General features: G+C 25.6%; 12 protein-coding genes. 8 read left to right on the forward strand and 4 right to left on the reverse strand.

Translation table 11 applies throughout. The annotated features are described in order from the left end of the window. The first annotated feature begins 327 nt into the window (after positions 1 to 327). From ACTCCZ_RS09645 to folE, 7 genes are read left to right on the forward strand one after another with little or no spacing between them, the layout of a single operon-like run. Positions 328 to 1,275, forward strand: a complete 948-nt coding sequence (locus ACTCCZ_RS09645) for a YbgA family protein (protein WP_079579019.1) — start codon at positions 328 to 330, stop codon at positions 1,273 to 1,275. Then, positions 1,265 to 2,644 carry a cryptochrome/photolyase family protein gene (locus ACTCCZ_RS09650; RefSeq protein WP_228145331.1) on the forward strand — a complete coding sequence of 460 codons (1,380 nt, stop codon included), beginning with the start codon at positions 1,265 to 1,267 and terminating at the stop codon, positions 2,642 to 2,644. Before ACTCCZ_RS09645 ends, ACTCCZ_RS09650 begins: the two co-directional genes overlap by 11 nt. Before the next feature lie 29 nt (positions 2,645 to 2,673). Beyond that, positions 2,674 to 3,504: a hypothetical protein gene (locus ACTCCZ_RS09655; RefSeq protein WP_079579021.1), complete on the forward strand. Its 831-nt coding sequence runs from the start codon at positions 2,674 to 2,676 to the stop codon at positions 3,502 to 3,504. Beyond that, positions 3,470 to 4,060, forward strand: coding sequence for a hypothetical protein (locus tag ACTCCZ_RS09660; RefSeq protein ID WP_079579023.1), 591 nt, complete (start codon positions 3,470 to 3,472; stop codon positions 4,058 to 4,060). Before ACTCCZ_RS09655 ends, ACTCCZ_RS09660 begins: the two co-directional genes overlap by 35 nt. Then, on the forward strand, positions 4,053 to 5,432 hold the full coding sequence (locus tag ACTCCZ_RS09665) for a GspE/PulE family protein (RefSeq protein WP_079579025.1): 1,380 nt from the start codon (positions 4,053 to 4,055) through the stop codon (positions 5,430 to 5,432). Before ACTCCZ_RS09660 ends, ACTCCZ_RS09665 begins: the two co-directional genes overlap by 8 nt. Next, positions 5,422 to 6,603, forward strand: a complete 1,182-nt coding sequence (locus tag ACTCCZ_RS09670) for a type II secretion system F family protein (RefSeq protein ID WP_463187291.1) — start codon at positions 5,422 to 5,424, stop codon at positions 6,601 to 6,603. The genes ACTCCZ_RS09665 and ACTCCZ_RS09670 overlap by 11 nt, the downstream gene beginning before the upstream one ends. A 9-nt stretch (positions 6,604 to 6,612) precedes the next feature. Further along, positions 6,613 to 7,185, forward strand: a complete 573-nt coding sequence (gene folE / locus ACTCCZ_RS09675; RefSeq protein ID WP_079579029.1) for a GTP cyclohydrolase I FolE — start codon at positions 6,613 to 6,615, stop codon at positions 7,183 to 7,185. Between the two features lie 28 nt (positions 7,186 to 7,213). On the opposite strand, the gene ACTCCZ_RS09680 is transcribed toward folE, so the two are convergent. The 4 genes from ACTCCZ_RS09680 to ACTCCZ_RS09695 all read right to left on the reverse strand — a co-directional run bounded on the left by ACTCCZ_RS09680 (position 7,214) and on the right by ACTCCZ_RS09695 (position 11,912). Continuing rightward, complete coding sequence (locus ACTCCZ_RS09680; protein ID WP_079579031.1) at positions 7,214 to 8,785, reverse strand: BCCT family transporter; 1,572 nt, start codon at positions 8,783 to 8,785, stop codon at positions 7,214 to 7,216. Positions 8,786 to 8,980: 195 nt separating this feature from the next. Beyond that, positions 8,981 to 9,325 carry a MerR family transcriptional regulator gene (locus ACTCCZ_RS09685; RefSeq protein WP_079579033.1) on the reverse strand — a complete coding sequence of 115 codons (345 nt, stop codon included), beginning with the start codon at positions 9,323 to 9,325 and terminating at the stop codon, positions 8,981 to 8,983. A 39-nt stretch (positions 9,326 to 9,364) separates the two neighbouring features. Continuing rightward, a complete protein-coding gene (gene mgtE, locus ACTCCZ_RS09690) occupies positions 9,365 to 10,717 on the reverse strand; it encodes a magnesium transporter (RefSeq protein ID WP_079579035.1) in 1,353 nt (450 codons plus the stop codon). A 16-nt stretch (positions 10,718 to 10,733) separates the two neighbouring features. Continuing rightward, positions 10,734 to 11,912 carry a peptidoglycan DD-metalloendopeptidase family protein gene (locus tag ACTCCZ_RS09695; RefSeq protein WP_079579037.1) on the reverse strand — a complete coding sequence of 393 codons (1,179 nt, stop codon included), beginning with the start codon at positions 11,910 to 11,912 and terminating at the stop codon, positions 10,734 to 10,736. A 76-nt stretch (positions 11,913 to 11,988) separates the two neighbouring features. Between ACTCCZ_RS09695 and ACTCCZ_RS09700 the strand changes: the two genes are divergently transcribed. After that, a complete protein-coding gene (locus ACTCCZ_RS09700) occupies positions 11,989 to 12,945 on the forward strand; it encodes a L,D-transpeptidase family protein (protein WP_079579039.1) in 957 nt (318 codons plus the stop codon). Positions 12,946 to 12,979 lie beyond the last annotated feature (34 nt).

A 12,979-nucleotide genomic window follows, 5' to 3' on the forward strand; every position in this document is an offset into this window, starting at 1 on the left:
TATTTACACATTTTTAATTTTATTGTTTCAAAATGAAACTATAAATTATGTATAAAATATGTAAATTTGTAAGAAGTGAGAATTCTACACATTAAGATTATCTAATAATCTTAATTATATTTATTAGTATATTTTTGTAAGCTAATATAAATAAAATTGCCTATATTGTGTTACATATAGTATCAAAAACTTTACTTATTATCCTTTATTATATATATTATAATCAAAAGATATAGTAAAAAGTTGTCATCAATGAACATAAATTGTGTATTAAAGAACAACTATTGATGATATAATTAAAAAATGAAATTAAATTGAGGATTATCTATGTTATTAGCTGTATCAAGTTGTTTATTGGGAAATAATGTTCGATATGATGGGTCAAATCAAATGAATAAATTTGTTCTTAAAACACTATCTGAATATGCACAATTTGTGCCTTTTTGTCCAGAGCATTTGGCATTGGGAACACCAAGAGAAACAATTAGAATCATTAGTGAAAAAGAAAAAGATTTAGAGCTTAAAACAGTTTTTACAAAAGAAGATGTTACAAGTAAAGTATTTGAAGCTTCTTCTCAAGAAATAGATAATCTTAAAAAACAAGCAATCTGTGGAATAATATTGAAATCAAAATCTCCAAGCTGTGGATTAGGTAGCACAAAATATTATGAAAATGGAATGCCTCAAGGAAAAAAAGATGGTGTATTTGCTGCTATGTGTAAAGAAGAGTTTAAATACCTTCCAATAGAAGAAGAAGCAAGACTTAATGATGCTTGGCTAAGAGAAAATTTTATTATGCAAATTTTTGCATATAGTGAAGTAGAAGAGTTAAGTAACAAAATAACAAAATTTAATGAACTAGTTGAATTTCATACATCTTATAAATATTTACTTCACTCAAAAAATGAAGTTCTATACAGAGAACTTGGAAATATAGTAGCAAATCATGAAAAAAAGAGTTTAAAAGATATTATGGATGAATATAAACAGTTATTTAAACAAACTATTGCAACTAAGAGCAAAATAAGTAAAACAGTAAATGTTTTAGAACATATGGTGGGATTTTTTAAAAAAGATTTAACTTCAAAAGAGAAAATAGAATTAAAAGATTTAATAGCTCAATACAAAGAGAAAATTATTCCATTAATTACAGTAATTGCACTTATTAAAATGTTTAGTGTAAAGTATGAAAAAGAGTTTTTATTAAAACAGAAGTTTTTACATCCTTATCCTGATAAATTAGCATTAAGAAGTGATATTAATAGTGGAAAATAAAAAAACAGTTTTATGGTTTAGAAGAGATTTAAGAGTTGATGACTCTATGCTTTTATCAATAAAAGCAAATGAAGTTTTGCCTATATTTATCTTTGATAAAAAAATTTTATTAGAACTTAAAAGTGATGATAAAAGAGTTGATTATATTTTTAAAAAAGTAATACAATTAAAAGATGAGTTAAAAAAATATAGTTTAGATTTAGCTATATTTTATGCTGATGTTATTGATGTATTTAAGTACTTGAAATCAAAAGCTTATGATGAAGTTTATGCAAGTGTTGATTATGATAATTATGCAAGAAAAAGAGATGAAGAAGTAGCTAAAATAATCAATTTTATACCTTTGTATGATTGTTATATTTATGAACCAAGGGAGATTTTGAAAAAAGATTCTTCACCTTATGTTGTCTTTTCTCCATATTATAAAGAAGCAAAACAAGTTTATACAAAAGAGCACTCTTTAAAATATGAACTTGAAACAAATAAATTAAGTAGTTTTGAATTTTTTGATTATATAAATGAGTTTAAAGAAAACAAGCTTATTCAAAAAACACTCAGTATTGATACAATTGGATTTAAACAAAATAGTATAAAATACGAATCACCTTTAAAAAAATTAAAACAATTAAAATCTAAACTTATAAGCTATAAAGATTTAAGAGATTATTTAAATGAAGATGCAACTTCTAATTTAAGTGTTGATTTAAGATTTGGAACAATAAGTATAAGAAGTATATTAAGAGAGTTAATAACTTTAAAAAAACAAGGTTTTGATACAGAAGCATTTTTTAGACAACTAGTTTTTAGAGATTTTTATGCTTCACTTTTATATCACTTTCCTAAACTTCATACACAAGATTTTAGAAGCTATGCTCCTTATAGTTTCAACAAAGATTATTATGAAAAATTTATAAGTGCAAAAACAGGAGTTCCTATTATTGATGCAGGTGTTAGTGAATTACTTACTACTGGTTATATGCACAATAGAGTGCGTATGATTGTAGCTTCATTTTTTTGTAAACATCTAATGCTTCCATGGCAAAAAGGAGAAGCTTTTTTTGCAAAGCACCTTATGGATTATGATGCAGCTTCAAACATACTTTCTTGGCAGTGGAGTTCAAGTACAGGAATAGATGCACAACCATATTTTAGAGTCTTTAATCCATATTTACAAGCTAAAAAGTTTGATAAAGATGCATTGTATATCAAAAAGCATTTAAAAGCATTAAGTAATGTAAATGCAAAAGATATACATGATGAAGATTTTCTTTTTTCAAATACTATAAAAGGATATACAAAACCTATAATAAAACATAAATTTGCAAGAGAGCATTTTTTAAGTGAATCAAAAAAGTTTTTAAATAACTAATTTTATTATTTTTATGTTAAACTTTCTTTATGGAAAAGTTTAACATTTTAAATAACTACTTTTTTACTATTTTAATACAAGTAAATGAGCAAATAGATGATAAATATATCAAAGAGTTTATTTGTTCAAATTTGCAATTGAAGAATATATCTTATAAACATAAGTATGTTTATTATAGTTATATACAACAACTAAACTCTTATCAAGTCTTTGTATTTGAAAAAAATGATTTTGCTTTACTCTTTTTAGATAATATAAATAGTGATAGTTTATATACTTTACTTTTTTATGATTCTTATTTAATACTTTTAAAAAATAAAAAACTCTACTACTTTTTGAACTTAAAGTATAAACTAAATGAAGATGAATTAATACAGCTAATCAAAAACAAACTCAATATTGAAATCTCAAAGATAACAAATCTTGATAATAAAAGCTTTGAAAAACTTATAAATAAAAGTCAGAAAAACAAATATAATATACTTGATTTTTCATCAAATAACTATCTTAATGCACTTATCTTAAATTGTATTTTATGCATAGTTTTTTTAGTGAATTATTTTTTATATACTCAAAATAGAGTAACTAATAGTGTAGAAAATAAGGTTTTATTTACTAAAGAGAAAAAAGATTTAAAAACAAAAAAGTTAATTGATATTTTAAATAACTCCTTTGCACATAATTTAAAATTTAAAGATTTAACTATAAAAAGTAATAAAATAGACTTACTTGTAAGTTCTAATAAAGTAGTAAATATTGAAAATTTTTCTAAAAAAATAGGTGCAAAGGTGAATTTTTTAGAACATAATAAACAAAGTAGTGAGTATGAAGCAAAATTATTTATACAAGAAAATAGATAAAAAAATAGGAAAGTTTACACTTTTAGAGAAAATAGAACTATTTTTACTTCCAGTTTTGTTTACTCTAATAATAATATTTTTATTTGAGAATTTTAACAAAATAAAAAAGATTAATATCTCAAATAATGCTTTAATATTAAAAACTAAAGATAATAGAATTGATGAAGAAAAACTTTTTTTATCGCTTAGTAATTATTTTGAAAAAGAGAAAATAAAAATAAACTCTTTAATTAAAAAAAAGAGTAGCTTAGAGCTTAAAATAGAGACTTCAATGCTAAAACTACTCTATGCAACACAGTTTATTGAAACAATAAGTTCAAATACAAATATAAAAAGTTTAATAATAAAAAATAAATCAAATATGGTAAAGGCAGATATTTTTATTGAACTATCAAAAGATTATGAAATTATTGAAAAAGATATTATTAAAAAAAGTAACTTAGATTTTTTAAAAAAAAGAGATGATTCTTTAGTAGAAGTACAAAATACCCAATCAATCGTTTTTGATTATGTATTAATAAATAATAAATGGGAAAAAAGGATTAGTAGTGAATAAAATTAAAGAGTTTGTTATTGATTATGAGTTAGTAAAAAAGTTTGATATAAATGCTTTACAAAAGAGTTTAATACTACCTATATATGAAGACGATGTATATTCTTACTGTGCTGTTTGTAAAAAAAGTGATATAACTTTTGCTAAAAAATGTTTTTTTAATTTGACAAGTTTTATAAATATAAAAGAAGAAGAGGTACTTTTTTATTTAAGTGATTTTAATACAAGATACGAATTATATTTGTTATATAAAAAAAGCTTAGAAAATTTAAAAGAGAACTCCCAAAATCATATAGATAAATTTTTTAAACTCTTACTTGAATTTAGTATTGAAAAAAGAGCAAGTGATATACATATTGAGACAAATGAAAAAACTCTTTTTATAAGATTTAGAATTGATGGAAAACTAAAACACATTATTAGTTTTGATTTGGCTTTTTATAAAGTTATTAGCTCAATTATAAAGTTAAAAGCAAAGTTGGATATCACTCAGTATAGAAAGGCTTTAGATGGAAGAATAAATGAAAAGTTAAATGAAAATAGTTATGATTTTAGAGTCTCTATTTTGCCAACAATATCAGGTGAATCAATTGTTCTTAGAATTTTAGATAATAAAAGTATAAAAAAGGATTTAAAATATCTAGAGTTTTCAAAGTCAATTTATAACTCTTTGAGTAATATATCTAATTTAACACAAGGTTTAGTTTTAGTTTGTGGACCAACAGGAAGCGGAAAAACAACTACACTTTATTCAATATTAAAAAGTTTTGATTTAGATAATAAAAAGATTATTACAGTTGAAGACCCTGTTGAATATAAACTTGATGGAATAACACAAATAAATGTAAATGATAAGTTAGATGTTAGTTTCTCCTCAGTTTTAAAAAATATATTAAGGCAAGATCCTGATATTATATTTATTGGAGAAATTAGAGATAAGTTATCTTTGCAAATAGCTATTCAAGCTTCATTGACGGGGCATTTGGTTTTATCAACAATACACTCAAATAGTGCACTAAACTCAATTAGTAGACTTCTTGATTTGAATTCTCAAAGCTATTTACTATCTTCAACTTTAAAATCAATATTTTATCAAAGACTTGTTTTAAAGGTTTGTCCTAATTGTGCTTTTAAAGGATGTAAAAACTGTAATTATACAAAATATCAAGGAAGAACAGCTATTTGTGAACATATAAAAATAGACGAAAATATGAGCTCATTAATTGCAAAAAATAGTTCAAACTATGAGTATAAAACATATTTAGATTCTATAAATTATGAAGATATATATTTTGATGCAAAAAATAAAGTAAAAAAAGGTTTAACAACTTTAGATGAGGTTTATAAAGTACTAGGTTTTGAAGATGAAATATAAAATATATTATCAAGAAAACTCAAAACTTTGTTCAAAAGTTATTATTTGTGATAATTTAGATGAGATTCAACTACCAAAAAATACTATAAAAATTAAAAAAAAGATGAATACTAAGTTTAAAAAAAGTAAATATATTTTTGATACTAAAGAGATATATCAAATCTTTTATGAACTTGATTTGATGTTGGATTCTAATATTGATGTTACTACTTCTTTAAATATTTTAAGAAATAATAGAAAAAATAAAAAACATAAAGAGTTTTTAAAAGATTTATCAAATAATGTGAAAAATGCAAAAGGTTTAAATTATGATGAACAAAGATTTAAAGTTGATTATATTGTTAAAAGTTTTTTTAAAATTGTAAATAAAAATGGTGATTTAAATCTAGCTATAAAAGCTTTGAGTAGACTTTTGAAGTTTCAATTAGAAGTAAAAAATAGTTTTAAAAAAGCCTTTTTCTATCCTTTTGTATTATTATTAACCTTGATATTTTCTATATTAGCAATATTTTATTTTGTCTTACCTGCTTTTGAACCTTTGATTAATAGCAATGCAATAAAAGCAAATAGTGCAACTATTTTACTTTATTCATTAAAAGATTTTTTAAATAGTTATATTTTTTATATAATATTATTTAATCTGTTAATTTTTTTATTTATCTATTTTTTTTATAAATCAAATGATAAGTTTAAATATATAGTTTCTAAAATAGTGCTTCTTAAGATACCTTTATGTAGTAAAATAGTTTTAGATTTTGAACTTTATAAAATATTTATAATTTTAAATATTTTACAAAAAGCAAATTATGAATTTTTTGATACTTTAAGTAGTCTTCGTTATTTAATTAAAAACAAATATCTTTTAGATAAAATATCGCTCATTGAAACTTTGATAAAAAGTGGTAAAAGTATATCTTTTGCTTTTGAGATTACAAATTTATTTGATGGTTTTGTATTAAACTTGATTAATACAGGTGAAAAATCAAATAGTTTATCTAAAGTCACTTTTGAAATAGAAAAAGTTTATAAAATAAGTTTTGAGAATAAAGTTAAGTCACTCTCCTTTTGGATACAGCCTATTGTTTTTTTATTAATAATGGGATTGATTCTTTGGATTATATATGCAATATTTATTCCAATGTGGAGTATGAGTGATATGATAAAGTTTTAAAGGAAAAAAATGGGTAAAGAACAAGAGTTTGAAGACTCAATAAGGAATATTTTAGAGTATATTGGTGAAGATGTAACACGAGAAGGTTTAGAAAAAACTCCAAGTAGAGTAAGAAAAGCTTTTGAATTTATTTGTGGGGGATATAAAGAAAATCCAGAAGATATCTTGAAATCTGCACTATTTACAAGTACAAATGATGAAATGGTTGTTATTAAAGATATTGAATTTTATAGTCAATGTGAACATCATATGTTACCAATTATTGGGAAAGCTCATGTTGCATATATTCCAAATGGAAAAGTTGTAGGTCTTAGTAAAATACCAAGAGTTGTAAATGTATTTGCTAGAAGATTACAAATTCAAGAACAAATGACTGAACAAATTTGTGATGCATTAAATGATACATTAAAACCAAAAGGTGTTGCTGTTATGATTGATGCAAGGCATATGTGCATGGAGATGAGAGGTGTTGAAAAAATATGCTCTACTACTGTTACTTCAGCACTTAGAGGTTTGTTTAAACAAAATAAAAAAACAAAAGATGAGTTTTTAACTATCGTTTCTTCTTCTTTACAAAAGTAAAGTAGCAATTGCTACTTTACTTTTTTATTTACTTTTTTAATGAATCAAGATGTTTTAATTCACTATTTAATCCTTTATAAAGACTAAAACACATAACTAATAATATAATTGTAAATGGTAATGCTGTGGTAATTGAACCTGCTTGAAGTGCTGATAATGCTTCTTTTCCACCCATATATAAAAGTGATATGGCAACAGCACCTTCAACAACTGCCCAAAAAACTCTTTGTGTTGTTGGAGCATTTAATTTTCCACCTGCTGTGATACTATCAATTACTAATGAACCTGAATCAGATGATGTTACAAAAAATACAATTACTAAAAATATTGCTAAAACTGAAGTAATTGATGATAAAGGAAGATTTTCTAACATTTGAAACATTGCCAATGATTTATCTGTTAATCCATCTGCTAATGCACCTGTTTCACTTATTACTTGATCAATTCCAGTAGTACCAAATGCACTCATCCAAATAGCAGTAATTAGTGTAGGAATTAATAAAACAGCAATAATAAACTCTCTTACTGTTCTACCTTTTGAAACTCTTGCTATGAACATACCAACAAAAGGTGACCATGCAATCCACCAAGCCCAATAAAAAATCGTCCAACCATGGAACCATTCTTGATCTTCTCTTCCTACAAAATTAGCCAAATCAAGCATATTTGTAGCATAAGCGCCAACTGTATCTAAAAAACCATTGAAAATTCCAAGTGTTGGACCAACAATGATTACGAACATAATTAATAAGAAAGCCAAAAGAATATTTAAATTACTTAATATTTTTACACCACCTTCTAAACCTCTTACAACAGATACAATTGCAACAGCTGTAATACATACAATAATAATAATTTGTGTACCAACACCATTTGAAACATCAAATAAAAAATGTAATCCTGATGCTACTTGTTGTGCTCCAAGTCCTAAAGAAGTTGCAAGTCCAAAAATAGTTGCAAATACTGCTAATATATCAATTACATGACCTGGCCAACCCCAGATTTTATCACCTAAAATTGGATAAAAAGCTGATCTCATTGTAAGTGGTAACTTTTTACTATATGAAAAGAAAGCCAAAGATAAACCAACAATTGCATAAATTGCCCAAGGGTGTAATCCCCAGTGAAACATTGTAGCACCCATTGCTAATTCTCTTGCTTGAGGTGTATTTGCTTCAACATTTAAAGGTGTATGCCACCAATCTGTATAATATGCTACTGGTTCAGCAACAGACCAAAACATAAGTCCTATACCCATTCCTGCTGCAAATAGCATTGAGAACCATGACATTTTTGAAAACTCAGGTTTTGCATCTTCTCCACCAATTCTTATTTTACCCACTGGTAAAAAAATAAGAAATAAACAAAATATAACAAAGATATTACTTGAAGACATAAATAACCAATCAAAATTATTAATAGCCCACCATTTTGCACCATCTAATGTTTCATTTGCAATTGATGGAAAAATTGCAGTAACTATAACAAATGCTAAAACAATTAAAGCACTTATTATAAATACAGGATTATGAATGTCTAATCCGAATTTTTGTAAGTTGTCCTGACCTATCTCATAGTCAGTTGAATATTTTTTACTCATGTTACTCCTATAGTTACATAATTTATGTAATAAAAAAACAATTTATATGTATATTAATTACATATCAGTAGTAAAATATAGTAAAATAGCTTAAAATCTAATTATTTAAATAGTGTGAGAATATAACTTAAAAACAAAAAAAGGGGAACAAGAAATATATTCTTGTTCCCCTTTTTTATTTTAAAAATTTGCTAGTTATTTGAAATTATCAATATCTTCTACATCACTTGTTGATATTTTTTCTAACTTACTTTCAACAATATCTAAAAACTCATTTCTGTTTTTTTCATCCATATTATTGTGAAGCATCTCTAAAATATATTTTATTCCATTTGCATTTATTTTTTTTACACTTGCAAGATAGTGTACAAATGCAATAAATCTAACATCAGTAATTGAATAAAGTTTTTTTGTTTGGTTCTGTCTTTTAGGAAATAGTCCTTTTTCTTCATACATTTTTAAAGTTCTTGCTTTTGTAGTTAGAAGTTCTGCTATACTACTTAAAGGTAAAATACACTTTTCGTTATTCAATAAAGCCATCCTTAAATTTTCCTTTATCAGTTTTAATTTTTCGCCATTTTATAAAAGAATTACTTTAGCTAACATTAAGAAACTAAAGAAGCCCACTATATCAGTAACTGTTGTAAGTAAAACTGTACTTCCTACTGCTGGGTCTATATTGAACTTTTTTAATAATAAAGGAATTGAAGCTCCAAAGAAACCTGCACTAAAAAGGTTAATCACCATAGATAAAGCAATAACTAAACCAAGAAGTTTTTCATCAAACCAAAGCCATGCAATAAATCCCATGATTATGGCAAATAATACACCATTTACTAAAGAGATAAATACCTCTTTTCTTACGGCACTTTTTGCATTTTCTAGTTCAATATCTCCTAGTGCTAACTGTCTTACCATAACAGCTAATGTTTGTGTTCCTGCATTTCCTCCCATTGATGCTACAATAGGCATCAAAATTGCTAATGCAACATATGCTTGTATAGTTTGATCAAACAAACCAATTACCAGTGAGGCTAAAATAGCAGTTCCTAAGTTTAAAAATAACCAAATTGCTCTTTTTTTTGCAGTAGTAATAAGATTGTCTTCATGTTCAAAATCTTCATGTACCCCTGCTAATTGATACATTTGCTCTGTTGCATTTTGTTCAATTACATCTAAAATATCATCACTTGTAATTCTACCCATAAGCATATCTTGATAACCAACAACAGCAACAACATTTAAGTCATACTGTTCAAAATGTTTTGCAACTTCATCAATATGTGTATTATCACTTACTTTAAAGGGTTTATATTTAAACTCATCAGCTTCATTTATAATATCTTCATAAGTTTTATCAAAATCAAAGATTATTAAATCTTCAAGTGAGATTGAAGCTATTAGTGATTTTTCATCATTTACTACAAAAACTTGATGAATATTTACTAATTCATCATTTGCTTTTGCATTTTTAAGTCTATATACTGATTCACCAATTGTTTCATTTAATTTTGCTGAGAATAGCTCAGTTTGCATATATGCACCAGCTTCATCCTCTTCATATCTTTTAAGCCATTCAATATCTTTTTTATCTTCTTCTTCTAAACCCTCATAAATCTCTTTTGCTTTTTGCTTATCAATCTCTTCTATTTCTTGGATAATATCTGTTGCATCATCTGATTCAAGTAAATCAACAGCATCTGTAAGTCTTTGGATTGATAGCTCTTCATAAGCAGCATCTCGTAGATTGTCAGGAAGTTCTAAAAGAACCTCCCCTAAAAGTTCATCAGGAATAGTTTTTAAGATATAAAAAAAGTCTTCAATACTTTCATTTTCAATTTTTCTCAATGAGTAAGCAATATCTGAGGGGTGCAGATTGTCTATTTTCTCTAAAAGCTCATTTGGGTCTTTTATAATATTTTCATTTTGCATTTAAACTCCTTGAGTTTTATTGTAACAGTGTATAACTCTCTTTTCTTGCAAATTTTGTAGGAAGTTTTCTATTTTGGTCGCTAACTACTAAATCAAGCTCTTGCACATAATCTTTTGTATTTGCTATAAAAGTTGCTTTTTGTTTTCCTGAAAGCTTTACTTCTTTTCCTCTTGTTATTACTTTTAAAGGATTAATAGCTCTTCCATTTTTATATAAGCCAAGGTGTAAGTGCGGTCCTGAACTAAGACCTGTACTTCCTACATATCCTATGTGAGTACCTTTTCTTACATAACTTCCAACTCTAAGACCACTTTTAAATCTACTTTGATGGGCATATAGTGTTCTATATCCATTTGAGTGTCTTATGATTATGGTATTACCATATCCTCCTCTTCTTCCTTTAAAAATAACTTTTCCATCACCAGCTGCATATATTTTTCTTCCTCTTGGTGCTGCAAAGTCAGTTCCTAGGTGTGCTCTATATCTTTTTAATACAGGATGCCATCTTTTTCTTGTAAATTGGCTTGAAATTCTTTTGTAAGTTAAAGGAATTTGGAAAAAATAGGTTTTTGAGTAACCATTTCCTTTTTCATCATAATATTTTAAATTGTGTCTATTTTTTAATCTATAGTTTCTTTTACCGTTTACTTCTACCATAGCAGCAACTAGCTCAGGGGTTCCAAAATATTTACCCATTCTAACTTTTTGTTTATATTTTAGTGCTACAAAATCACCTTTTTGAATACCTCTAAAGTTAATACTTCTTCCATAAACTCTCATAACTTCATTTGCTAAAGCTAAGTTTTCTGTTGCTTCAAATATATCTTTAAATGGTGACCTTTGGATTTTTATTGCTATTGTTTCATCTATCTCTTCATATGCAATTGGTATTGTTTCAAATGCATATTTTCCCTTTTTTGTTTCATAAATATGAAGTTGCATCTCTTCTGAAACTGGTATTAAAACCTGTTTTAAACTACCATCTTCATTTAGCATCAAGTTATAATCAATACCTGCAATGATCTCTGAACAAAGCTCTTTATCCTCTTTTTCTAAACTAAAATAGAGATTTTGAGAGATATTGTATTTATCTAAAAAAGTTAAAAAACTTTCACCTTTTGGCCATGTTAATTCTTGAACTTGTACTCCAAAAACAGTTGTTAAAAATATGATTAATGTAAATATGATTTTCATGAGACTACTTTTATATAAAAATTAGGGGTAATATTATACAATTGCAAAACTTAAAAAAAAATATTTGGAGTGTTTAATGCGTATTTTGGCTATGTTTGCCCTTTGTGTATCTTTCTTATTTGCAGATTTAATAGATATTTATAGAACACAAGGAATTGATGCTGTAAAAGAAAAACTAGAAAAACAACTACAAGAAAAGAGTTATTGGAATAACTTTTTAGAAAAAAAAGATGTGACATATGGTTATTATGAGTCTAAAAAATTCTTAATTTTAGTAGAAAAAGGAACAAAAGAGTTAAAAGTTTTAGAAAATGTAAATAATCTTTTCTCACAAGTAGTTCAAGATAATGTAATTGTTGGTGAAAAACCAGGTGACAAACAAATTGAGGGTGATTTAAAAACTCCTGAGGGCGTATATGAATTAACTTCAAAACTTACAAAACTTGATCCATTTTATGGTCCACTTGCACTTGTGACTTCTTATCCAAATACTTTTGACAAAGCAATGAATAAAAAAGGGCATGGAATTTGGATTCATGGTATGCCTTTAAATGAAAAAAGAGAAGAGTTTACACAAGGTTGTATTGCTTTGGATAATCCAAATTTAGTTAATTTAGATAAAAGTATTAGATTAAATGAAGCACTTGTTTTAATCTCAGAAGGTAAAATTGAAAAAGTAAAAAAAGATGATATTAGTTCAATATTATCATTTATTTATAAATGGAAAGACGCATGGAGAAAATCTGATATTGAAAGATATTTGTCTTTTTATTCAAATGATTTTAGACGATATGATGGTTTGGGTTTAGATGGTTTTTCACAGTATAAAAAAAGAATTTTTTCAAGAAAAGAAGATAAAACTATTGTTTTTTCAAATATAAATATAATACCTTATCCTAATTCATTAAATAAAAAAATGTATAAAGTTTTGATGGATGAAAAATATAGAACTAGAAATTATAAGTTTGATGGTAAAAAGGAACTTTTTATTGAGTTAAAAGACAATTCAATAAAAATTCTAACTGAGGGATAAAAGTTTTTTTAACCCCTTTTTAGATATAATCGCA

This window comes from Malaciobacter sp., from assembly GCF_055140965.1.